Origin of the sequence: Bacillus daqingensis (genome assembly GCF_042654445.1) — a bacterium.
GTDB classification, from domain to species: Bacteria; Bacillota; Bacilli; order Bacillales; family Salisediminibacteriaceae; genus Alkalicoccus; species Alkalicoccus luteus.
In genome coordinates, this window is sequence record NZ_JBHSGK010000011.1 from 260,968 (window position 1) to 284,154 (window position 23,187).

The 23,187-nt window shown below is 48.6% G+C and carries 26 protein-coding genes and 1 riboswitch; of the genes, 19 read left to right on the forward strand and 7 right to left on the reverse strand.

Annotation, left to right across the window (positions count from 1 at the left end):
- Positions 1-11: 11 nt before the first annotated feature.
- From ACFO4L_RS10840 to ACFO4L_RS10865, 6 genes are all read left to right on the forward strand, one after another.
- Entirely contained in the window at positions 12-806 is a 795-nt protein-coding gene (locus ACFO4L_RS10840; protein WP_377909687.1) for a thymidylate synthase, read from the forward strand.
- On the forward strand, positions 803-1,306 hold the full coding sequence (folA, locus tag ACFO4L_RS10845; RefSeq protein ID WP_377909688.1) for a type 3 dihydrofolate reductase: 504 nt from the start codon (positions 803-805) through the stop codon (positions 1,304-1,306). The genes ACFO4L_RS10840 and folA overlap by 4 nt, the downstream gene beginning before the upstream one ends.
- A 45-nt stretch (positions 1,307-1,351) precedes the next feature.
- A riboswitch (Lysine riboswitch) is annotated at positions 1,352-1,522 on the forward strand.
- 74 nt (positions 1,523-1,596) lie between these two features.
- Positions 1,597-3,171: a Na+/H+ antiporter NhaC family protein gene (locus ACFO4L_RS10850; RefSeq protein ID WP_377909689.1), complete on the forward strand. Its 1,575-nt coding sequence runs from the start codon at positions 1,597-1,599 to the stop codon at positions 3,169-3,171.
- A gap of 390 nt (positions 3,172-3,561) precedes the next feature.
- On the forward strand, positions 3,562-4,914 hold the full coding sequence (locus tag ACFO4L_RS10855) for a sodium-dependent transporter (protein ID WP_377909713.1): 1,353 nt from the start codon (positions 3,562-3,564) through the stop codon (positions 4,912-4,914).
- A 411-nt stretch (positions 4,915-5,325) separates the two neighbouring features.
- On the forward strand, positions 5,326-6,210 hold the full coding sequence (gene lipA / locus ACFO4L_RS10860; protein ID WP_377909690.1) for a lipoyl synthase: 885 nt from the start codon (positions 5,326-5,328) through the stop codon (positions 6,208-6,210).
- Between the two features lie 47 nt (positions 6,211-6,257).
- Entirely contained in the window at positions 6,258-6,569 is a 312-nt protein-coding gene (locus ACFO4L_RS10865) for a YutD family protein (protein WP_377909714.1), read from the forward strand.
- Positions 6,570-6,612: 43 nt separating this feature from the next.
- Here ACFO4L_RS10865 and glpX read toward each other — a convergent pair whose 3' ends face one another.
- Positions 6,613-7,584, reverse strand: a complete 972-nt coding sequence (gene glpX, locus ACFO4L_RS10870; protein ID WP_377909691.1) for a class II fructose-bisphosphatase — start codon at positions 7,582-7,584, stop codon at positions 6,613-6,615.
- Between the two features lie 168 nt (positions 7,585-7,752).
- On the opposite strand from glpX, the gene ACFO4L_RS10875 reads away from it, so the two are divergent.
- The 3 genes from ACFO4L_RS10875 to ACFO4L_RS10885 are packed head-to-tail and all read left to right on the forward strand — an operon-like array spanning position 7,753 to position 9,955.
- Complete coding sequence (locus ACFO4L_RS10875; protein ID WP_377909692.1) at positions 7,753-8,208, forward strand: DUF86 domain-containing protein; 456 nt, start codon at positions 7,753-7,755, stop codon at positions 8,206-8,208.
- Positions 8,205-8,978: a TIGR01457 family HAD-type hydrolase gene (locus ACFO4L_RS10880; protein ID WP_377909693.1), complete on the forward strand. Its 774-nt coding sequence runs from the start codon at positions 8,205-8,207 to the stop codon at positions 8,976-8,978. Before ACFO4L_RS10875 ends, ACFO4L_RS10880 begins: the two co-directional genes overlap by 4 nt.
- Positions 8,975-9,955: a 2-hydroxyacid dehydrogenase gene (locus ACFO4L_RS10885; protein WP_377909694.1), complete on the forward strand. Its 981-nt coding sequence runs from the start codon at positions 8,975-8,977 to the stop codon at positions 9,953-9,955. Before ACFO4L_RS10880 ends, ACFO4L_RS10885 begins: the two co-directional genes overlap by 4 nt.
- Before the next feature lie 56 nt (positions 9,956-10,011).
- Here ACFO4L_RS10885 and ACFO4L_RS10890 read toward each other — a convergent pair whose 3' ends face one another.
- Positions 10,012-10,248: a NifU family protein gene (locus ACFO4L_RS10890; protein WP_168007589.1), complete on the reverse strand. Its 237-nt coding sequence runs from the start codon at positions 10,246-10,248 to the stop codon at positions 10,012-10,014.
- A 129-nt stretch (positions 10,249-10,377) separates the two neighbouring features.
- Between ACFO4L_RS10890 and ACFO4L_RS10895 the strand changes: the two genes are divergently transcribed.
- Entirely contained in the window at positions 10,378-10,680 is a 303-nt protein-coding gene (locus ACFO4L_RS10895) for a YuzD family protein (protein WP_377909695.1), read from the forward strand.
- Positions 10,681-10,778: 98 nt separating this feature from the next.
- On the opposite strand, the gene ACFO4L_RS10900 is transcribed toward ACFO4L_RS10895, so the two are convergent.
- A complete protein-coding gene (locus tag ACFO4L_RS10900) occupies positions 10,779-11,861 on the reverse strand; it encodes an NAD(P)/FAD-dependent oxidoreductase (protein WP_377909696.1) in 1,083 nt (360 codons plus the stop codon).
- 239 nt (positions 11,862-12,100) lie between these two features.
- Between ACFO4L_RS10900 and ACFO4L_RS10905 the strand changes: the two genes are divergently transcribed.
- Complete coding sequence (locus ACFO4L_RS10905) at positions 12,101-12,337, forward strand: YuzB family protein (RefSeq protein ID WP_168007583.1); 237 nt, start codon at positions 12,101-12,103, stop codon at positions 12,335-12,337.
- Positions 12,338-12,355: 18 nt separating this feature from the next.
- Positions 12,356-12,598, forward strand: coding sequence for a hypothetical protein (locus ACFO4L_RS10910; RefSeq protein ID WP_377909697.1), 243 nt, complete (start codon positions 12,356-12,358; stop codon positions 12,596-12,598).
- Positions 12,599-12,645: 47 nt separating this feature from the next.
- Here the strand turns inward: ACFO4L_RS10910 and mqnE are convergent, their stop codons facing one another.
- Positions 12,646-13,740: an aminofutalosine synthase MqnE gene (gene mqnE / locus ACFO4L_RS10915; protein WP_377909698.1), complete on the reverse strand. Its 1,095-nt coding sequence runs from the start codon at positions 13,738-13,740 to the stop codon at positions 12,646-12,648.
- Between the two features lie 183 nt (positions 13,741-13,923).
- Here mqnE and ACFO4L_RS10920 point away from each other — a divergent pair, with 183 nt between their 5' ends.
- The gene (locus tag ACFO4L_RS10920) at positions 13,924-14,274 is read left to right on the forward strand and encodes a HesB/IscA family protein (RefSeq protein ID WP_377909699.1); all 351 of its coding nucleotides are present in this window, start codon (positions 13,924-13,926) and stop codon (positions 14,272-14,274) included.
- Positions 14,275-14,410: 136 nt separating this feature from the next.
- Here the strand turns inward: ACFO4L_RS10920 and ACFO4L_RS10925 are convergent, their stop codons facing one another.
- Positions 14,411-15,406, reverse strand: coding sequence for an NAD(P)/FAD-dependent oxidoreductase (locus ACFO4L_RS10925; protein ID WP_377909715.1), 996 nt, complete (start codon positions 15,404-15,406; stop codon positions 14,411-14,413).
- 358 nt (positions 15,407-15,764) lie between these two features.
- Between ACFO4L_RS10925 and ACFO4L_RS10930 the strand changes: the two genes are divergently transcribed.
- From ACFO4L_RS10930 to ACFO4L_RS10940, 3 genes are all read left to right on the forward strand, one after another.
- Entirely contained in the window at positions 15,765-16,973 is a 1,209-nt protein-coding gene (locus tag ACFO4L_RS10930; protein ID WP_377909700.1) for an NAD(P)/FAD-dependent oxidoreductase, read from the forward strand.
- A 339-nt stretch (positions 16,974-17,312) separates the two neighbouring features.
- Positions 17,313-17,438 (forward strand): YuiA family protein, encoded by a 126-nt coding sequence (locus ACFO4L_RS10935; RefSeq protein ID WP_377909701.1) that lies wholly within the window; start codon positions 17,313-17,315, stop codon positions 17,436-17,438.
- A gap of 71 nt (positions 17,439-17,509) precedes the next feature.
- Positions 17,510-17,830, forward strand: coding sequence for a YuiB family protein (locus ACFO4L_RS10940; protein ID WP_377909702.1), 321 nt, complete (start codon positions 17,510-17,512; stop codon positions 17,828-17,830).
- Between the two features lie 54 nt (positions 17,831-17,884).
- Here ACFO4L_RS10940 and ACFO4L_RS10945 read toward each other — a convergent pair whose 3' ends face one another.
- Entirely contained in the window at positions 17,885-18,364 is a 480-nt protein-coding gene (locus tag ACFO4L_RS10945) for a divergent PAP2 family protein (protein ID WP_377909703.1), read from the reverse strand.
- A 452-nt stretch (positions 18,365-18,816) separates the two neighbouring features.
- On the opposite strand from ACFO4L_RS10945, the gene ACFO4L_RS10950 reads away from it, so the two are divergent.
- The 3 genes from ACFO4L_RS10950 to ACFO4L_RS10960 all read left to right on the forward strand — a co-directional run bounded on the left by ACFO4L_RS10950 (position 18,817) and on the right by ACFO4L_RS10960 (position 21,951).
- Positions 18,817-19,395, forward strand: coding sequence for a TRAP transporter small permease (locus ACFO4L_RS10950; RefSeq protein ID WP_377909704.1), 579 nt, complete (start codon positions 18,817-18,819; stop codon positions 19,393-19,395).
- Between the two features lie 29 nt (positions 19,396-19,424).
- Positions 19,425-20,699, forward strand: a complete 1,275-nt coding sequence (locus ACFO4L_RS10955; RefSeq protein WP_377909705.1) for a TRAP transporter large permease — start codon at positions 19,425-19,427, stop codon at positions 20,697-20,699.
- Between the two features lie 64 nt (positions 20,700-20,763).
- Entirely contained in the window at positions 20,764-21,951 is a 1,188-nt protein-coding gene (locus ACFO4L_RS10960; RefSeq protein WP_377909706.1) for a DctP family TRAP transporter solute-binding subunit, read from the forward strand.
- 45 nt (positions 21,952-21,996) lie between these two features.
- Here ACFO4L_RS10960 and ACFO4L_RS10965 read toward each other — a convergent pair whose 3' ends face one another.
- Positions 21,997-22,578 carry a biotin transporter BioY gene (locus ACFO4L_RS10965; RefSeq protein WP_377909707.1) on the reverse strand — a complete coding sequence of 194 codons (582 nt, stop codon included), beginning with the start codon at positions 22,576-22,578 and terminating at the stop codon, positions 21,997-21,999.
- Positions 22,579-23,187 lie beyond the last annotated feature (609 nt).

The following is a 23,187-nucleotide window of genomic DNA, read 5'->3' on the forward strand; positions in this document are numbered from 1 at the left end:
GGAGGATTCTCATGAAAACCTATCTCGATCTGTGCAGACACGTTTTAGAGAACGGAACTGCTAAAGAAGACCGGACCGGTACAGGAACGATCAGCACATTCGGCTATCAGATGCGCATGAATTTAGAAGAAGGCTTTCCACTTGTGACGACAAAGAAAATGGCCGTAAAGGCGATGATCTATGAGCTGCTCTGGTTCATTAAAGGTGATACAAACGTGAAGTACCTGCAGGAGAACGGCGTACGAATTTGGAACGAGTGGGCTGGTGACGATGGGGACCTTGGTCCCGTCTACGGCCGGCAGTGGAGAAGCTGGCCGGCGCCGGATGGCAGACAAATCGATCAACTGCGGAACGTGATTGACACGATTAAGTCGAATCCGGATTCACGTCGAATGGTCGTGAACGCTTGGAACGTAGGAGAGCTTGATGAAATGGCGCTTGCACCATGCCACTGCCTGTTTCAATTTTATGTGGCAGACGGCAGACTTTCCTGCCAGCTGTATCAGCGGTCGGCGGATGTGTTTCTGGGGGTGCCGTTTAACATCGGTTCCTACTCGCTCCTGACAATGATGATCGCTCAGGAATGCGGCTTGAAGCCAGGGGATTTTGTGCATACGTTTGGCGATGTGCACATTTATAATAATCATGTAGAGCAGGTAAAAGAGCAGCTTTCGCGCGATCCGCGCCCGCTGCCAATCATGAAGCTCAACCCGGATGTAAAGCGAATCGAAGATTTTACGTTCGAGGACTTTGAGCTGTCCGGATATGATCCGCACCCTGCGATTAAAGGGAAGGTGTCGGTATGATTTCGATGATTGCGGCCATGGATCGGGACAGGGTCATCGGTAAGGACGGGGGCATGCCGTGGAAGCTGCCGGGCGATCTAGCTTTTTTCAAGCAGACGACGCTGCATAAAACGGTCGTGATGGGGCGTAAGACGTTTGAATCAATCGGCAGACCTCTCCCGAAACGGCGTAACCTCGTGCTGACGCGCAACGCTTCTTTTTCGCATGAAGGAATCGAAACGATCAGCGATATGAATGACATATTGGCACTCGCAGCGGAAGACGAAGAAATCGTCATTATGGGGGGAGCAGAGCTGTACGAAATGTTTCTTCCTTATGCCGCACGTATGTATTTGACACGCATCGATGCTTCGTTTGAAGGCGATACGTTCTTTCCTCCATTCGACGAAAAGGAATGGGCCGTTACAGCGGAGATGAACGGTCAAATGGATGAGAAAAATCAGCATCCTCACACTTTTCAGACTTTGGAGAGAGTGGTTGAAGACGGTCAGAATCTGTGATATGATTCCACAGTCATAATGAATAAATGGTAGATACCTCACGTCATGTGAGGTGGAGGAGCAGCTGCGATCAGTACCGAATCCGAGTCCGGCAGGGCAGGGACGATTCGGGAAAGGCAATGCTGCCGAAGCGAATGGACAGCCGGTTCATTCAGCTGGGGCTTTATTGAACAGATAAAGCACTGTCACAGGGAACTGTGGAGAGCTGCCTGACGGAGGAATCAACTGTGATACAACGAGCAGGGGCTTCCCCTGCTCTTTTTGTATGGATAAAAGGGAGGATGACGAACGTGGAACATGGAATTTTATCACTGCTGCCGCCGGTGCTCGCACTCGTACTTGTACTGATTACAAAGCGTGTGCTGCTGTCACTCGGAGCAGGGATTATTGTCGGTGCGCTGATGGTGCATCAGACAGAGGATATGTTTGTAAATGCGGCCATTGCCGATATAGCAGGAACCGTCACGTCGATTTTCTGGACAGCTGACGGGGTGAATACGTGGGAATTTTATATTATTCTGTTTCTCTTTCTGCTGGGGATGATCGCAGCTCTTATCACGATCACCGGAGGTGGCCGTGCATTTGGGGAGTGGGCGCTTGCGCGTGTGAAAACCCGGGCAGGAGCACAGTTCACTGCTGGCTTCCTTGGCATCATCATCTTTATTGATGATTATTTCAACAGCTTAACGGTCGGGAACGTCAGCAGACCGTTGACGGACAGGCATCGTATTTCCCGGGCGAAGCTTGCTTACGTCGTCGATTCGACAGCAGCGCCGATGTGCGTTATATCACCGGTTTCCAGCTGGGGTGCGTACATCATCACGATTATCGGGGGGATTCTGGCCACTCATGGCGTAGCCCAGTATGGATCGCTGCAGGCATTTCTGATGATTGCACCGATGAATTTCTATGCGGTATTTGCGATCATTGCCGTATTTGCCGTCGCCTACTGGAAGCTGGATATTGGACCGATGCGTAAACATGAACACCGGGCAATCGAAACAGGTGAACTGGTAGACCGTTCCCGCGGGGCTATACCTGGCGAAAACGAAGAGACTGTTCCGCAAACGGATGGGAAGGTTGCCGATCTAGTTATCCCCATTTTAATTCTTATCGGAGCAACCGTTCTGTTTATGGTCATCACCGGCATTCAAGGAACGGAAGGGGAAGCCAGCATCCTGGCTGTGTTTGAAAACACAGACGTCGCTGCTGCACTGCTGTACGGCGGGTTAATCAGCTTTGCATCTGCGCTCATCCTCGCTTTCGTCCGCCGTATCCGTGTTTCTCAGATCGGACTCGGACTCTGGAGCGGCGTGAAGTCGATGCTTCCGGCTGTATATATTCTCGTGTTTGCATGGACGATTATTGAAGTCATTGATGCGCTCGGAACAGGGGAGTACCTGGCATCACAGGTGGATACCTTTATTCCAGCGGCGCTGCTTCCAGTTCTGCTGTTTGTACTTGCAGGATTTATGGCATTCAGCACAGGAACTTCCTGGGGCACATTCGCCATCATGCTGCCGATTGCCGGAGATATCGCTGCGGCTGTTGATATTACGCTCATGCTGCCAGTGTTGGCGGCTGTTCTGGCCGGATCCATTTTTGGAGATCACTGCTCACCGATTTCGGATACGACCATTCTGTCCTCAGCAGGTGCAGGGAGTCATCACATCGATCACGTGCTCACGCAGCTGCCGTATGCGCTTCTAATCGGTGTCACGGCATCCGCCTCATTCCTCGTGCTCGGCCTTACGGGCAGCACGCTGCTTGGGCTCGCTGCCGGAGCCGGGATGCTGGTGCTGCTGCTGTTCGGCATTCGTATCTACACGAAGCGGTTAGATGATCGTTCTGCCGCAATATCATAAAACCGAAACCCTGAACGAGTGTTTTTCCGTGTTCCTGCGGAAAGACACTCGTTTTTTTCATGAAGGTTGGCTCGTTACGATACAGTCCTCGTATAACGGTGTTTATACGCGCTTGTATACATTATGAGAAAAAAATAATTAATTTTCCATGAGGATACTGCAAAACGTGTAGAAACCCGTCGAAAACGTTGATATACCAACGATAATTTCAATTTTCTACATAAAAGAAATATTCAGAAAAGTCTTTGACAATTTTCCATTATATAATTATAATGAAATAGCAAAGAAGCCTTTTTTGATTAATTATGGAAATCGATAAGGAGGGAAGTATCAGGGGGAGATCATACGAATAGCGTACCATGGTTCGATAAATAGAGAGGGAGGGATTTCATCGTGGTTACCAATCAACGAGAACAATTTGCAACGAAACTTGGCTTTATCCTTGCGGCAGTTGGGTCCGCCGTCGGACTCGGAAATATCTGGCGCTTTTCCTATGTTGCCGGCGAAAGCGGGGGTGCCGCTTTTCTGCTCATTTATGTGCTGTGTATCTTCCTGATCGGGCTGCCGGTCCTGCTTGCGGAATTTTCCGTCGGACGCCGCGGACAGTCTGATGTAGTCGGATCCTACAACAATATTGCACCAGGGAAACCTTGGGTCATCGGTGGTATTCTAGGGGTGCTGACGTCCTTTTTAATCTTGTCCTTTTACGGCGTTATTGCCGGCTGGGTTGTTTACTATTTCTTCGCCTATCTGACTGGACAGGCAACTGGAGTAGGGGAAGGCAACTACGCTGACTTCTTCGTGACCTTTATCGGCGGAGCTGCAGCACCGGTTGTCTGGCAGGTCATCTTCATGGCCCTTGTACTCGGAATTGTCTTCTTCGGCGTTAAGAAGGGGATTGAGCTATCGAATAAAATCTTCATGCCGCTCCTTGCCATCATCCTTATTTTCTTAGCTGTTTACAGTCTGACCCTTGACGGCGCAGGCGAAGGTCTTGCCTTCCTGTTCACACCGGACTGGTCCGCGTTTGCAGAGCCTGGGGTATGGTCCTCTGCTGTTGGACAAGCATTCTTTACGCTCTCACTCGGTATGGGTGCAATGATCACCTACAGCAGCTATCTGTCTCGTGAAGCGAATTTGACGACGGCAGCGGGTAGTGTTGTGACGCTTGATACACTGTTTGCGATCGTCGCAGGTATCGTGATTTTCCCTGCGGTATTCACGTTTGCAAACGTAGAGCCGGACGCAGGCCCTGGTCTGATCTTTATCGTACTTCCGGAAGTATTCAACCAGATGGGCGGAGCAGGTACGATCTTTGCGATTTTCTTCTTCTTCCTGGTCGCAATCGCTGCACTGTCTTCTGCGATTTCCCTGCTGGAAGTAAGCGTATCGTATGTGATGCGCCAACTGAACTGGAACCGTCGTAAAGCAACGCTTCTTGCAGGTATTGCGGTTACCGTATTCGGTATCCCGTCAGCACTCAGCCAGGGCGGACCGCTCACGTTCGAATTCTTCGGACTGCCATTCCTTGATCTGATCGATACGATCACGGACCAGTATACGCTTCCTCTAGCTGGAATGATCGTAGCGCTGTTCGTCGGATGGGGCTGGAACCAGGTTGATGCACTGAAGGAAACTGGTCTGACGAACTCGCCATTCGGCGTTCTCTGGCTCTGGATGCTTCGAATCGTTGCCCCAATCGGAATCGCCTGGATCTTGTTCCAAAATATTTTCGGAGCCTAAAAAAAGCCTGGACTAAATCAGCATATTTCAAAAGAGCGGCCCTTCTTCAGGGGCTGCTCTTTTCAGGCTGTTGACAAAGTCTATCAGCTATCCTGATTATTCGTCTGGTTGTATTCCTCTTTGCTTACCTAGCCTGCCTAGGGCTTCTCTTCGGTTCTTTCTCAGGGTGACCGCTGTAAACGCTCTTAAAAGAGAAGCAGTTCCAGCAGCTTTGTACGTTTAAAGAGGTTTCAGGTGGGAAAGGCTTATTTTGACCAAGAACGTTATCTTCTATGAACGGATGGATCAGCTGCCGGAGGATGGTGCAGGAAAAAGGAACGAGTTCTCAAATAAATCACACTCCTCGCCTTGGAGAAGAATGCATTATTATGGTAAAGTAATAATGAATCTAATGAAGGGGCGTGAGCTTCTATGGCCAAGCAGGAGGAGTATCTGCGTAAGCCCGAGTGGTTGAAGATAAAGCTGAATACGAACGAGTCGTATAAAGGATTAAAGAAATTAATGAGAGAGAAGCGCCTGCATACAGTGTGTGAAGAGGCGAAGTGTCCGAACATTCACGAATGCTGGGCAGAGCGTAAAACCGCAACGTTTATGATTTTAGGGGATGTGTGCACGAGAGCATGCCGCTTCTGTGCAGTAAAAACAGGCCTGCCGAATGAGCTTGACTGGGATGAGCCGCAGCGAGTAGCAGAGTCTGTTCAGGTCATGGGACTCAAGCACGTCGTCATTACAGCTGTAGCGCGCGACGATCTTCGTGACGGCGGGGCAGCAGTGTTTGCGGAAACCGTGCGGCAGGTGCGTGCGATGAACCCGAATACGAGCATTGAAGTGCTTCCTTCTGATATGGGCGGTAAAGAAGAGAACGTCAAAACGCTGATTGATGCGAAGCCGGAAATTTTCAATCACAACATTGAAACGGTCCGCAGTCTGACGCCGCGCGTGCGTGCTCGAGCTACGTATGACCGAACGCTCGGTGTGTTAAAGAAAGCAAAGGAGCTCAATCCGGCGATTCCAACGAAATCCAGTCTTATGATTGGTCTCGGTGAAACGAAAGAAGAAATTATCGAAGTGATGGACGATCTGCGCGCAGCAGATGTGGATATTATGACGATCGGCCAATATTTGCAGCCGACAAAGTCTCACTTAAAAATCAAAAAATACTGGACTCCGGAAGAATTTGCAGAACTGAAAGAAATCGCACTTTCCAAAGGATTCAAGCACTGTGAAGCAGGACCTCTCGTTCGCTCTTCCTACCATGCAGATGAGCAGGTAAATGCAGCACAGGCTAATGCTTAATCACTGGTGCCCAGGCAGCAGAAAGGCAGGTGAAGCCGTTGATTACCATGTCAGGCAATACGTATGAAATCGTAGAAGACGTACGGGACGGTTGGGATGAAGAAGCTTTTAAAAACCGCTACAGCGATATTTTAAACAAATACGATTATATCGTAGGGGACTGGGGCTACGAGCAGCTTCGACTAAAAGGTTTCTTTGAGGAACAGCATCGTAAATCGTCACCTGATACGAAAATCAGCTTTTTACAGGAGTACATTTATGAATACTGTAATTTCGGCTGCGCCTACTTTGTGCTGAAAAAAACGAGCGCTAAGCAGCAGGAAAGCCGGGAGAATAAGCAGGAAGCAGAGCAAGCATAAAACAAGCACGTCCGGATCAGCTGATCCGGACGTGCTTGTTCGTTTATTCCGTTTCCTGAAGGTGAGGCTTACGGTTAAGACGGTGATGGGCTTTAATAAAGCGCACCGTCCCCGTCTTTGCCCGCATAACGATCGTATCGGTTTCAACGAGATCCTGTCCCAGAAAGCGTACTCCTTCCAGCAGTTCCCCGCTTGATACACCTGTTGCGGCAAAGATGGCGTCTTCTCCCTTTACGAGGTCGTCCAGTCCCAGCAGGCAGCGGGGATCCGCAAGACCCATGCTCACGCAGCGTTCAAATTCGTCGTCATTGTGCGGAACAAGCCGTGCCTGCATGTCTCCGCCTAACGCTTTGATCGCCGCAGCAGAAATCACGCCCTCCGGTGCGCCGCCGGTTCCAACAAATAAATCGATACCTGTCCTAGGCATAACGGTGGCGATCGAGGCTCCCACATCGCCGTCTCCAAACAGCTTTACCCGAGCTCCTTTTTCCTGTACGCGCCGGACAAGGTCGGCATGGCGTTCCCGCTCCTGAATAATTACGGTGACGTCACGAACCCGTTTATCGTTCATTTTCGCAACGATGTCAATCGTCTTCTCAATCGGATCGTCCAATCTGACCAGGCCTGCTGCTTCCGGACCGACGACGAGTTTTTCCATATACATATCCGGTGCATGAAGCAGCGTACCGCGGTCTCCGACAGCAATCACGGCCATAGCGTTCGGATGTCCTTTTGCCACGATATTCGTCCCCTCAAGCGGATCGACGGCAATGTCAACCTCAGGCCCGTTTCCGGTGCCGAGCTTTTCGCCAATATACAGCATCGGTGCTTCGTCCAGTTCGCCTTCCCCAATCACAACGGTTCCATTCATGTTGACGGAATCAAACATATCTCTCATCGCTGTCGTTGCTGCGTCATCTGCTTCGTTTTTCAGTCCTCTTCCCATCCATTGAGCCGATGCAAGTGCCGCTGCTTCAGTAACTCGTACGACTTCCAGTGCCAGTTCCCTGTCCATTCTCATTCCTCCAAATCATTCATGAAAACATGTATAATAGAATCGTTATGTAAATCCTTATTTATAGTATCAAACAATACATACAATTAAAACGATAATCAGCCAATAAATGATGAATATTTCGATTTAGCGCTTTCAATGTGACATACTAATTAGGAGGTCAACGTTATGTATTTTGTCGATCGCAAGCTAATAGAAGAACGGCTTCAGTACATGGAAGAACTAACCGATTACCTTTACAGCGACTCGAGAGCGGACACCATCGAAGGGAAGCTTGCATTTGAGCGGGCGGCTCATATGATAGTGGAAACGATGATGGATGTGGGCAATCAAATGATTGACGGCTTTATTATGCGCGATCCGGGCAGCTTCGAAGACATTGTGGCGATCCTGCTGGATGAGAAAGTGGTGAATCAAGAAGAAGCAGACAGCATCGAAAAGCTGCTGCCGCTCCGGAAGCAGCTGCTGCAGGAATATACAAGAACAAATCTGGACGAGCTGACGAAAAAGGCAGATGCCGGTAAACGGGCGGTTGAATCGTTTCCCGGTCGTGTCCGGACGTATTTGACGAACGAGCTGGGTCCGGTTTCCGCCTTCCTGCCTGAGGAAGAGGATCGCTCATGAGGCAGTTTGACGGATACCTGCTCGACCTCGACGGGACCATGTATCGGGGCACAGAGCGTATTGATGCAGGAAAACAACTGGTAGACAGACTTGTTAACGCCGGGATTCCTTATTTGTTTGTCACAAACAATTCCTCCAAAACACCGGAACAAATTGCAGAAAAGCTGCAGGAAATGGAGATTCAGGCAAAAGCTTCCCAGGTAATGACATCAGCAGAAGCATGTGCTTCTTATTTAAAGCGAAAACACGGAGCTCTGAACGTCTATGCGATCGGAGAACACGGTCTGCTCTCCGCACTAGATGCTGCAGGACACAGCAGGGTATCGGAACGCGCCGATGCTGTCGTTATGGGAATCGATCGACAGATAACCTATGAAAAGTTGGCTGCAGCCTGTTTAGAGGTTCGAGGCGGAGCGATGTTTGTTTCAACAAACGCAGATAAAGCTGTGCCGACAGAGCGCGGGATGCTTCCGGGTAACGGGTCACTGACCTCTGTCGTTCACGTGTCGACAGGTGTGGAGCCGACGTTTATCGGGAAACCGGAAGCGATTATTATGGAAGAGGCTATGAAGCGTCTCGGTACGCCTCCTGCCGCGACAGTCATGGTCGGGGATAACTACGAGACGGATATCATGGCGGGGATACGTGCCGGGATTGCGACACTGCTCGTATTTTCGGGTTTCACCCGTCCTGAAGATCGGGCATGGCAGAAGCAGCGGCCTGATTTTACCGTAACAACGCTTGATGAATGGAGTGTGGAAACGAAATGACAAAGCCGTATGTGTACGTGACGAGAAAGCTGCCGGATGAACACCTGCAGGAGCTTCGAAAGCATGCCAGGGTGGAATGCTGGGAAAAAGCTGACGAACCGGTGCCACGCGATGTTCTGCTGGAGAAAGCCGCTTCAGCAGACGCATTGCTGACGATGCTGAGTGACCGTGTGGATAAAGAGCTGCTGGAGAACGCGCCCCGCTTAAAAGCAGCAGCTAATCTTGCGGTCGGGTTTGATAATATTGACGTTGAGGCATGCAGCAAACGAGGGGTTGCTGTCTGCAATACCCCGGATGTCTTAACGGAAGCGACAGCCGATCTGGGCTTTGCGCTGCTGATGGCTTCGGCGCGCAGGGTGACAGAAGCAGAGCGCTACATCAAAGACGATAAATGGACTCAGTGGGGCCCGTATATGTTTGCAGGAGCGGATGTATACGGAGCGACGCTCGGTATTATTGGAATGGGGCGTATCGGGGAAGCCGTCGCAGCCAGAGCATCAGGCTTTCGCATGAAGGTAGGCTACCACACACGCTCACGTAAACAACAGGCGGAGCAGGAGCTCGGCGTCGTGTACCGGGAGAAAGAGGACCTGCTGCGAAACAGCGATTTTGTTGTACTGACAGCACCGCTGACACCGGAAACGAAACATATGATCAGCCGTGAAGAGCTTGCCATAATGAAGCCGACGGCCCATCTGATCAATATCGGCAGAGGTCCGCTCGTTGATGAAGAGGCCCTGTTTGACGCGCTCCAGCATCACGAGCTGGCAGGTGCGGGGCTGGATGTATTTGAAGACGAACCGATTCGCTCCTCACATCCGCTGCTGACACTGCCTCAGGTCACCGCTCTGCCGCATATCGGGAGTGCTACGACCAGCACGAGAAACGAGATGATTCGACTGGCCGCCCGAAATATTGCAGGCGTTTTGAATGGCGCCGGAGCTGTCACACAGGTTAATGAGCCGGAGAGTCCCTGACAACCAATGAAAAAACGCTGCCTGAACCGGCAGCGTTTTTCTATGCGGTATGTGATTTAGAATACCTGTTCAAGCTCAGTAAAGCCAGGCACTTCTTCAAGAAGGGCACGCTCAATACCAGCTTTCAGTGTGATTGTTGAACTTGGGCATGAACCGCAGGCGCCCATAAGACGTACTTTAACCACACCTTCTTCAATATCTACGAGCTCTACGTCACCGCCATCACGGAGAAGGAACGGACGCAGTTTATCGAGTACTTCCTGAACTTGTGACTCCATTGTATCTGTTGTCATAACATACACTCCTTTCCTTTGTTCCCATTATAGTATTAGTCGGTTTAAAAATCTATGTATGAGGCTTAAAATCTTTCCGGGTTGTTTTGGGAAATGGTAAAATGAAGGCAGGAAAGGGAGTGGGAAGGCATGAAAGTAACTGTGTATGGTGCTGAACAGAAATGCGCCAGCTGCATCCACCTGCCGAGCGCGAAAGAGACGATGGAATGGCTCGAGGCCGCTGTGTCGAGAAAGTATCCGGACCGGGAGATACATTTTCGTTACGTGGATATAGAAGCACCGGAATCCGATGAAGAAAAATCGTATGCTGAACGGATTTTGGACGACGAATTTTTCTATCCGCTCGTCGTATTAAACGGAGAAGTCATTGCAGAAGGTGATCCGAGGCTGCCGCAGGTGTACCAATCAATCGAACAAGCACAGCCCGAATAAAAGAAGGCAAAAACGCACCGGCATGGAGCCGGTGCGTTTTTGGTCAATAGACTGCTTCATTCTGCTGGCAGGCTTGTGCCTGTTATAGAGCTTACGTATCAGGAGCCTGAATGGTGTTTATACATCCAAAGGACACCTGATTTCAGTACGCGGGGCACCCGGCCGATCAGCTGACGTTCGCCCATGAGGCCGAAGCCGTGCTTTTTTCCGAGCGAGCCGAGGACGCCTTTAAGCTTCATCTTCGGCATCGTTTCCGGATAAGGCTGACCGTTCCACTTGTGGCGGAGCAGAACAGCAATCTGATCTCCCTGTGCTTCGGCGAGCTGTGCGCTCGGTGCATGATCAGAGGCAGCGCAGTCTCCAACCATGAAGACGTTATCAAATCCGGGGATCGTATGATACTTTGTCACTTGAACACGTCCGATCCGGTCTGTCTCCAGATGATGGCGCTCTGAAATATCACGTACAAGCTTATTCGGCTGAATACCGGCAGTCCAGATGATGGCATCGAGTTCTTCCGGCTCTCCGTGGTTATACAGCGTTTTCCAGTCTACCTCTGTGATGTTGGCTCGATTGATAATCGTGATGTTGTTATCAATAAACCAGTCTGTTACGTAATTGTACAGCTTGGGAGGAAACATGGATAAAATGTTCTCGCCGCGGTCATAAAGACGAATGTCAAGATCGGTCCGGCTCTCGCGCAGTTCACTTGCCGTTTCCACACCGCTTAATCCGCCGCCCACAATAGCGACTCTTCCGCCATGCGGTACATTTTGAATGATCTGATTTGTTTTGCGCGCGCGGCGCATGCTTTGAATACTGAGTGTTTTTTCCTGGGCTCCGGGAACACCGTGATGCTTATCTTCGCATCCGAGCCCGATGAGGAGGTCATCGTAGGAGAGGACATTACCGGATTTGAGCTCTACCTGCTGCGCCTCAATATCAATTGAGGTGACAGTTTCACAAATATGCTCTACACGGTCGTCGTCCGGAAAAGGAATTCGCAGGTGTCTGTCTGCCACTGTACCTGCTGCCAGTGCATAAAACTCGGTCTTCAAACTATGATACGCTTCCCGCTCGACCAGAGTTATTTTAACATCGTTCACTTCTTTATCGGCTAATAATCTCTGGATGACGCGAAGCCCTCCGTAGCCACCACCTAATACAACAAGATGATGCACGGGATCACCCCTTTCCATCGTGCAAAAGGAGAAAAAACGGCTGCACATCGCTTCTCTCTTCTGAACTTAGTTAATTATTTTCAACACCAGTTTCAATATACCAGTTTTTAAGGGGAACTACAATAAATAGTGAAAGCGTTTAACCTGCCAATCCTGCAGTGATAAAACGTGATTGTTGACAAATGACAGGGCAGGGACGTAGCATATACAAAGATACAACAGCTGTGAGGTGAGAAAGAATGAAACCAATCATAGAATTTTGCGTCAGCAACCTCGCCAGCGGGACCCAGCAAGTAATGGAGGAGCTCGAAAAAGACCCGGATCTCGATGTGATCGAATATGGATGTCTCAGCTACTGCGGGATGTGCGCACGTAACCGCTATGCACTTGTGAACGGCGATATGGTCGTTGGTGATACAAATGATGAACTCCTGCAAAATATTTATCAGCACCTCGAAGAAAACCCGATGTTTTAATGAGGGGGGAGAACACTGGTGAAAGTAATTCCGTTCGACCATACGTGGCCATACGAAATTCAAATGGGAGACGTGTACGTGGATGAGTGTCCTTACTGCGGCGCATCGAGCGTGTTAACGCACATGAAACAGTCGACATTGAAACGGGCTCGTGAAGGGGTCAAAACAAGGCTGAATTTGCCTTGCTGCCGCAGCACCATGGTGATTCTGGAGGCTGATGACGACTACTTTTGGGCGGATGAACCGTTGCGAAAAGCATAAAACACGCGGAAAGACCGGCGCTGGAAAGAATCCAGGCCGGTCTTTTTTTAGTACGTTTTAATAACGTTATAGAAGGTATCGCGCTCTACAGGTGTTTTTCCTGCCCCTTTGATCATGTGAACGAGCTCACTGCGTGTCAGGCTCTGAGACGTCAGGGCACCAACGGAGTGAGAAATCCGTTCTTCGATCAGCGTGCCGTGAATGTCGGAGCTGCCGAAGGTGAGGGACATCTGCGTGAGCTGAACCCCAATGTTAATCCAGTACGCTTTAATGTGGTCGAAGTTGTCGAGCATCAGACGGCTGATTGCGACTGTACGCAGATCATCGTAAGCAGACGTGCGTCGTTTCAGACCGGCTGTTGCTTTACGAGGCTGCATGGCCAGCGGAATAAATACCATAAAGCCGTTCGTTTTATCCTGCAGCTGACGCAGCCGGTCCATGTGAATCAAACGTTCTTCTTTCGATTCGATTGAACCGTAAAGCATGGTAGCATGTGTCTTCATTCCGAGATCATGGGCAATTTCGTGCGCCTCCAGCCATTGATCTGTAGAAGCCTTGTCCGGGCTCATCTTTGCACGATAGTTCTCTGTAAGAATTTCAGCGCCGCCGCCTGGAAGGGTATCAAGACCGGCTTCCTGCAGCTGTTCAAGAACCTGGCGCATCGTCTGGTTGGAGTGACGCGCAAAGAACTCAATCTCTGCACCGGTGTAGGCTTTGATCGTGACGTTCGGGTAATGCTTTTTCAGTGTACGAACGGTGTTCAGATAATAATCGAACGGAACGTCGGTGTTGTGGCCTCCGACAATATGAAATTCCTGAATATTATCATTCCAGCGCTTCTGCACGTAGTCCAGCAGTTCTTCCTCATGCATTGTATAAGCGCCTTCTTCACCCGGCTTACGCTTGAAGCCGCAGAACGCACAGCTTGCTTCACAGACGTTGGTCGGATTAATATACAAATTCTCGATAAAGTAAACGTTGTTTCCGTTAATTCGGTCATTCACCATATTTGCCATCTGGGCAACGCCGAGAAGATCCGGCGTTTCATACAGCTTCAACCCGTCCTCGATCGTCAAACGTTCTCCGCGCTCTATCTTTTCCCGTATCTCATGCAGCTGATCATCCACTATGATGGTACTCATTATCTCAATCCCCTGCCTTTAGTAAAGTAACACGTACATGCGCTTCGCAGTACGAAACTGCCTTTATTCTATCACCTTCTGTTGCGGGTTGCCAAACAGAACCGTTGAACGGCACATTTGCGGGTGAGGGGGGACAGCTGATATACTAAAGACACAAACCAGCTTTTAGAAGGAGGAATCCGCATGATTACCATTACGGAAGCGGCAACTGCTCAAATCAAAACGATGATGGAGCAGAACGATGAAGCTAACTACATGCGTGTCGGCGTTCAAGGCGGAGGATGCACAGGTCTGTCCTACGGAATGGGTTTTGAATCTGATGTTCATGATGATGACCAGACACTTGAAGTAAATGATATTAAGCTTGTTGTAGATAATGAAAGTGCACCAATGCTCGATGGTGTCACGATCGATTATAAAACGAACATGATGGGCGGCGGATTTACGCTCGACAATCCGAATGCCATTGCCAACTGCGGCTGCGGTGCATCATTCCGTACAGCAACGAACGCCGGAACGCCGGAAAATTGCTAATAGATCAATAAAGAAGCGGTCCTGTTAAAGGGGCCGCTCTTTTTAGACAGGTAACGCCACGTTTTCATCCTGCATGGAAAAGCTCCTGGAAAGGAAAACAAGCGCTCTCTTCTTGAAAGAAGGGAGCGCTTGTTAATTAAAAGAGGCTCGTGCTGTGGCCCGCGGTTGCTTTTGCTTTCGGATCAATCAGAACCTTCGCTTTGTTTACGGCAGTTGGAGCTTCACCGAAGCCGGTCGCGATCAGTTTCGCCTTGCCGTCATACGTGACAATATCACCGACACCGTAGATGCCTTCAATGTTTGTCTCTGTGTTGGAATCAACGACAATTGAATTCTTCTCAATATTGAGCCCCCACGTTTTGATTGGACCGAGGTTTGAAACGAATCCGTAGTTGACGATGAGCGAATCAATATCGACCTGCTCCGTAACTTCGCCATCCTTGTGTTTAAGCGTAACGCTTTTGATCTTGCCGTCTTCTACATGCAGCTCTTCTACGCTGAACGGTGTCTTGATGTTGATTTTCTCGGAATCTTCCATCTGGCTGACGCTGTGCTCGTGCGCCCGGAATTTATCGCGCCGATGGACAATCGTGACCTCCTCAGCGATATCTTCAAGCATCAGCGTCCAGTCAACGGCTGAATCTCCGCCGCCTGCAAGAACAACGCGGTCACCTGCAAATTGGTTGATGTCGTTCACAAAGTAGTGCAGGTTGGCGTCCTCAAACTGTTCAGCACCTTCAATTTTCAGACGGCGCGGCTGAAATGCACCGACGCCTGCGGCAATCACGACTGTTTTCGTGTAATGCTCATCTTTATCCGTACGAAGCGTAAAAACACCTTCTGCGTCCTTCTCAACGTCCTGAACAGACTGATCCAGTATGACTTCAGGGTCAAACTGCATCGCTTGATCGGTCAAGTTGTCGACCAGCTCCTGGGCCCGCACCTTCGGATACCCGGCAACATCATAAATGTATTTCTCCGGATAAAGTGCGGAAAGCTGTCCTCCGAGCTGAGGCATAGCTTCAATGATTTTCACCTTCATTTGACGAAGTCCTGCGTAAAATGCCGTATATAATCCGACGGGCCCGCCGCCGATTATCGTAATATCATATACTTCCCGTTCGTGTGACACGTTCATCAGCACCTCCGTGTTATTGATTGTACGAACCTATTATAGACGCTATGCGGAGGAAAGAAAAGGCGCCTGCCTGTAAAACAGCGCTTTTCTTGTACGAGCGACCCGAAAACGTTAGAATAGACACTATAGATGAAATAGTTCAGACAATGTTCAAAAAGTAGTTGAAATGCAGCTTTAAACGTCCTATGATTGTAGAGGGTTTTACCTTAACATGGATGAATCACGTGCAGCTCATCTTCAACTGCGTTTCTTTTTGCCATAGTACGTGAATAAAATCACATTCTATTGATCTTCTTCTCTTACTTGCAGAGCGGGAGATGAAGCTGTAAATTATTCGACTGGAGTGAGTGGAATGAAGAATAAGCCGAAAATAGTCATTCTCGGTGCCGGTTACGGCGGTATGATCGTAGCAGCCCGCCTGCAGAAGTCAACGGTCGTCAAAGATGCGGAAGTTACTCTTGTGAACAAGCACAACTACCATTATCAGACGACGTGGCTGCATGAGCCGGCAGCAGGAACGATGCATCATGACCAGACGCGCATGAAGATCGATGACGTTATTGATACGAAAAAAATTAACTTCATTAAAGACTCTGTAGTAGAGATCAAGCGCGACGAGAAAAAAGTAGTGCTGAAGGACTCTGTGATCGATTACGATTATCTGGTACTCGGCCTCGGATCGATTCCGGAAACGTTTGGTATCCCAGGTGTTCAGGAGCATGCCTTTTCTATCCGCAGTGTAAACTCTGTCCGCCTCATTAAAGAGCATATCGACTATCAGTTTGCCAGCTACAATAAGCAGGATGAGAAATTCGATGAGACGCTGACGTTTGTCGTAGCAGGTGCAGGCTTTACAGGAATTGAGTTCGTTGGGGAAATGACCGACCGCATTCCTGAGCTGTGCGAAGAATATGATATTCCGCGTGAGAAGGTCCGCCTGATCTCAGTAGAAGCAGCACCGACTGCACTCCCGGGCTTTGACGAAGAGCTGGTAGAGTATGCGATGAACGTGCTGGAGTCCCGCGGTGTAGAATTCATGATTAATACACCAATTAAGGAAGTTCGTGAAAACAGCGTTGTGTTAAACGATGATTCTGAAATTAAAACGAATACGATCGTATGGACAACGGGTGTGCGCGGCAATCCGGTTGTCGACAAGTCCGGGTTTGACGCGATGCGCGGACGCATTAAAGTAACCGATGATCTGCGCAGCCCGGAAAATGACGATATTTTCGTAATCGGCGACTGTGCACTTATTATTAATGAAGAAACAGAGCGTCCGTATCCTCCGACAGCTCAGATTGCGATTCAGCAGGCATATACGACTGCCAACAATCTGAAAGCACTCGTCGAAGGCAAAAAAGAGCTTGAAACGTTCAAGCCTGATATTAAAGGAACTGTTGCTTCCCTTGGCGGCAAAGAAGCAATCGGCGTTGTCGGTAAACGCAAGATTTACGGCAACTCAGCTTCTGTTGTCAAAAAGATGATCGACAACCGCTATTTGTTCCTTCTCGGCGGCATGCCGCTCGTCATTAAAAAAGGAAAGCTGAAAATGTTTTAAAATACGTTTCTATTAAAGAGGCTGTCCGTCTGACGGGCAGCCTCTTTTTAGAGTGTCGGCAGATCAATATCTTTACATCTGCCTGTATGTGCAGATGCTCGCTTTCCTCCTGCTGTCTGCTGGAACTTCGCAAGATGCTCCGATTTGGCAGAGGCATAGAGTTAAAATTCCCCTGGGCAAAAAAGAAGTGAAAACGTGCGAAAATACTACAATATAGCAGGAAACACGTCATGATGACGCTTACATGAACGCTTTTAAGCGATAAAGAAGTTTTGCCTTTGTCAGATAATCTGATATATTATCAGAAATATCAGATAATTATAAAGGGAGAGATAAAGCATGTATCAGCGTAAGCATACGAAAAGAACACAGTGTCCGTATTGTTCAGGGAAAGGGTATCATCAGCTTTTACTCGGTGGCACGGAAACATGCCCGGCTTGCGGGGGGTCCGGAAGACCTCAATAAATAGCAAGTGATTGACGTTTCGCTTTCTATTCAGTACACTGATTTTGACTGAAAGAAAGGGGAACATCACCGTGCTATCCATTCCACAGCTCATTATTGCTGTTCTGCTCTACTTTGTTTTATTTTTTGGCATCGGCTTTATTTTGAATATGCTGCTCCGCTCCACGTGGGTGATGGCTGTGCTCTACCCGCTCGTCATCATCTTTCTCGTTACGGATATCGGCTTCTTCAGCGTATTCACGTCACCGGTTAACACCTTTTCAAACGTCGGCAGCAGTCTGGCATCTCTTGCGATCTCCGACATCGTCATCCTGTCTGCAGGCATGATCGGAGCTATCTTAGCCGGCATTGCGATCCGTATGCTGCGTGTAAGAGGCTATCAAATGTTTTAGAACGTCGAAAACGGACCAGGCGGAATGCCGGTCCGTTTTTTTGTTCGAGCCCCTTTAAACGGGAAATAACATATAAAATGTAATCGCAATAACGACACCCAGCAGGCCGCCAAAGAATACTTCAATCGGCTGATGCCCGAGAAGCTCTTTTAATTCGTTGCGCTTTTCTTCAGCCTGTTTATCCGGCCAATGCTTCATTTCCTCGCTAAACTTATTAAAATCGGTTACGAGCTGATTCACGACAGTAGCCTGATAGCCGGCATGCCGGCGGATGCCTGTCGCATCAAACATTACGATAATCCCAAAGATCGCTGAGATAGCAAAGTAAGGCGAGTCGAACCCGTATTCAATCGCAAGTGCCGTAGCCAGGGCTGTTACAGCTCCGGAGTGAGAACTCGGCATGCCGCCGGTGCTCGTTAAGAGCTCCCACTCGACTTTTCGTGTCGCAATGTACTGCAGAGGTACTTTAATAAACTGGGCAAACCCGATTGTAAATAATGCAATTAACAGCGGGATATTTGCAAAAAACTCCATCGGTCGGATCGTCCTTTCTCCGTTTCAGCATCGTTGGACTTTGTACAGTTTAGTATACCACAAGGGTCCCGTGCAAAAACGGGGCTTTCTTCTGTTGGATAAAAAACGAAGATTGCGGAACAAATGTTTAAAAAAATGTCAGATCGGGAATTTGGCAATCAAGGCGGCATGTGCCTGAATATTGCGTTGTGGACAGATGTCCCATCGTAAGTCGTTCTGAGCAGGTATTTTGGCTGAAAAAGAGGGCATACCGTTTTTGAGGTGTGGCGTGCCTTGTATTATCCTATTTAATAGGAGTACTGACGGTACTTTTGAGCATGCTCTACATACTATATAGGTACCGTGAGTGAAAAGGAAACAACATCAAACTTGTTTCCTTTCTTCTTTTTAGAAGGATATATAAAGCATGAAAGCGAAATACTATCATGAACAATAGAAGGGGGGATGGGCATTTGAAAAAGGGTATGCAATGGCTCGGGGCTGCACTTATCGCGGTGTGGGGTATCGTGCGGAAGGTCTTGCTCTTTCTGGACTCTGCGCTCCATTCGGTTGAACTGTTCATTTTGAAGTGGTCAATTATCGCAATCTCCGTCCTGACATTCGGAAATGTTATTTACCGGATGATCACAGGAGACAGCTGGTTTTTTGCGGCTGAGCTCAGCAGATTGTCTGTTATCGTGGCAAGCTTTATCGGGATCAGCTATGCAGCTCGTAAGGGACGGCACATCAGTATGTCAGCGTTTTTCGACCTTTCACCTCGGAAAGTGAAAAAAACACTGGCGATCATTATTCCGTTTGTCACCGCAATTGTTCTGTTTGCTGTCGGCTACTACGCGGTACTGTACACGCACGGTATTTACGTCAGCGGGAGAACGACTGCAGCAATCGGATTTCCTTTCTGGCTGATGGTAGTCGCTATTCCAATCGGGTGCTTCCTCGGAGGAATTCAGTTTTTACGGAATATGTGGATCAATCTCGTTAACAAAGAAATTTATCTTGCTCAGGACAAAAAAGACTATAGTGAACAGTAAAGCCGCATAGAGGCAGAGAGGAACATGCTATGCTTTGGACATTATTAGGGGTCATGGTGCTTCTGCTCCTGCTGGGCTTTCCAATGATGATACCGCTCATTGCAGGACCGCTCATCATCATCCTCTTTTTCATGGATGGGCTTGAGCCGACCATTATGATCCAGCAGATGGTGGAAGGGATATCTTCCTATGTACTGATTGCCGTCCCGCTGTTTATCTTCGCGGCCGACATCATGACGTCGGGGCGCACCTCCCAGAAGCTTCTGGACTTCGTTGGCGCCTTCGTCGGACATCTTCGCGGCGGGTATGCGATTACCACGGCTGCAGCTTGTACAATGTTTGGTTCTATTTCAGGTTCCACGCAGGCTACCGTTGTAGCAATTGGTAAGCCAATGCGTGAACGATTGTTAAAAGTAGGTTATAAGGATTCAAGCGCAATCGCTTTGATTATTAACTCCAGCGACGTCGCACTGCTTATTCCGCCGAGTATCGGAATGATTATCTATGCGCTTGTAGCAGACGCTTCAGTTGGAGACTTGTTTATCGCAGGTATCGGCCCTGGTGTACTTATTTTTATCTTTTTCGCTGTTTACTCTTATATTTACGCGAAGATTCTTAACATACCGCTTGCGCCAAAACTGCCTTGGAAAGATAGAGGGGACGTGACCCTAAAAGCACTTCTGCCTCTTGGGTTTCCGATCATTATTATCGGCGGTATTTATACAGGTCAGTTTACGCCGACTGAGGCCGCCGGAATTTCCGTGCTGTATGCGCTGATTCTGGAAGTATTCATTTTCCGCTCGATTAAATTAACAGAAATACCGAATATTGCATTGTCATCGGGAATCGTAACAGCAGCCGTTTTCGTACTCGTTGCAGGAGGCCAGGCGTTCTCGTGGGTCATCTCGTTTGCCCGTATTCCGGGGATGCTGACAGACGCCGTTCTGCCGGCGGATCCGACTGCACTCAACGTGCTGATTATCGTTGCAATCTTTTTCTTTATCGGGTGTATGTTTGTCGATCCGATCGTCGTCATTCTCATTTTGACACCAATTTTTGCGCCAATAGCAACAGCTGCAGGAGTCGATCCGATTCATCTCGGTGTCGTCATCGTTTTCCAGGCAGCACTGGGTTCGGCAACGCCGCCGTTCGGGGTGGATATCTTCACCGCCAGTGCGGTGTTCAACAAGTCCTATTTGGACGTTATCAGGGGGACGCCGCCTTACATTATCATGCTGCTGATTGTTTCGGTGCTCGTTATACTGTTTGAAGATATTTCTCTCTTCCTGCTGAATATCTTTTAATCAGCAGGAAGAGCAGGAAGTATTTTTAAAATATTAATTACATTTTATTTGGGGGTATTACTTTATGATGAAAAAGACTGGACTGATTACAGGTGCTCTGTCGCTTAGTCTCGTGCTTGCTGCCTGCGGCGGCAATGACGAAGGTAATGGAAACGAGGGCAATGACGGCGCAGACAATAATGCCGGCGGAAACGAAGAAGCAGCAGATGGGGAAGCAGCTGACGTTGAGCCGCAGCAGTGGCGTTTTGTTGTAGAAGAAACACAAGGACAAGTGCAGTACGTCTATGCAGAAGAATTTGCAGAACTTGTCAGTGAAAAATCAGATGGCGCGCTGGAAATTGACGTGTATGAATTTGGTGCACTCGGAAGTGAGGTCGATCAGGTTGAACAGCTGACAGACGGTATTGTTGAATTTGCGATTATCTCTCCAGGCTTTACTGGAACACTTGTACCGGAAGGAAATATTTTCGCTCTGCAATTTCTCTTTACCGACGACCAGGAAGTGAATCAGGACATCCTGAACGAATCAGAAGCGATCAATGATCACCTTGCAGCCCGTTACGAAGAGCAGGGTATTATGCCGCTGTCGTTCTGGACGGAGGGTGCGATGCAGTGGACGGGTAATTCAGAGCTGCGTACACCGGATGATTTCCAGGGCTTCCAGATGCGCACGCAGGAATCCCCACTCATTCTGGAATCTTACCGCGCGTACGGAGCAAGCCCGACTGCAATGAGCTGGGGTGAATTGTATACAGGTCTCCAGCAGGGAGCAGTAGATGGACAGGAGAACCCGATCTTCTTTATCGCGGATGCAAACTTTAACGAGGTTCAGGATCATATGACGATATCCAACCACAACATGTACGTCACGATGACTACGGTAAACCCGGATTTCTACAACGGTCTGGATGATGCTACTCGCGGGGTTATTGATGAAGCAGTAGAAGAAATGCGTCAGCGCGGCTTTGATATTCAGGAAGAGCAGAACGAAGAGTTCCTTGCTCAGATCGAAGACGATGAAGAAAACCCGACGGAAATTTACGAACTCTCTGAAGATGAGCGTGATGCATTCCGTGAACTCGCGATCCCGGTTCGTGACATCTATCGAGATGAAGAAGGCGGCGAAGAAGGGGAAATGATCCTCGACATGCTTGAAGAAGAGATCGCTGAAATGTCCGGCGAAGATCCGACGGAAACGGACGGCGATAATGAAGCAGACAACGCAGATGCGGAAGATAACGAAGACGAATAACAAAAAAACTCGCAGTCCCTCAACGGACTGCGAGTTTTTTTTCAATTAAGCTGCTTTCCGCAGAGCGGGTCTCGAAGAATGATGAGGCTTCAGCTTCAAGGCAAGCGCCGCTGTGAAAAAGACAAGAATGAAATCCTTTATAAAGAAAGGAGTCATCCCGGCAGCAACCGCCCAAAATGCAAGATCCGGAACGCCAAGAATAATGGTGGAGTGCAGGTAAACGTATGGTACTCCAATGCCGTAGTTTGCTGCGAGCCCGGCTAAGCCTGCCGTGAAGTAGACTGCCTTCGTGCTAGAAGCCGAACGTTCTGAGATCATTCCTGTTACAAAGGCGATAACCGGGAAGGATAAGATAAAGCCGAACGTAGGAGAGGCGAGCGCAGCCATGCCGCTCGAGAAGCCGGCGAACACCGGTGCGCCTGCTGCACCAAGCAGGATGTAACCGAGCATGGCGAATGTTCCAAGCCTTTTGCCCAGAATGAGACCGGCAAGGACAGCCACAACGGTTTGAAATGTGAGCGGGACAGCTCCGATTGTTACGACAGCTGCCATATTGGCTCCAATTGCCATCAGCGCAATGAACATAGCAGCAAAAGTGATCGCTCGTGCTTTTGAATAATGTTTCAATGTAAACACTCCTTCATTTCGATTTGTTAACCAGTTTAACTATGTAAGGTTAACAAAATCGTAAAATGAAAGCACAGTTTTGTCAATTCTTTCTTTATTTCTAATTTATAAAGATGTAAAGCGGACCTCGCTGGCGATTATCGAAGCTACTAGAACAAGGAGATTTAAAAAGAGGTGAGGAGCAGTCGAGTAAAGAAATCACGGAGCATCATGAATACAAAGCATTTATCCTCTACTGAAAGGTGTATTGATCGGACGGCAAATTGTTAAGTAAACAGTAGTAATGATAAACACGAATCAGAAGTGAATTTATTTTGAATGGTGATTGACTTTCCTTCAGGCAGCAATTAAAATATGAAAGGCCGTCAACGAGACGCGCTTTTTTCTTTGTAAAAAAGAGATACAAAAAATGAAATAATCTATTGCGAACCATTTATTATCGTGATATATTATTAAATGTCGCTTGAGAGAAGCCGCAGTAAACAAAGCGCTTTTCTTCCAAAAAAGTTATTGACGACGAAACATCATAAATGCTATGATTAAAAAGTCGCCAAAACGAGCGACGCCGAGCAACACGGCCCTTTGAAAACTAAACAAAAGACAAGAAGA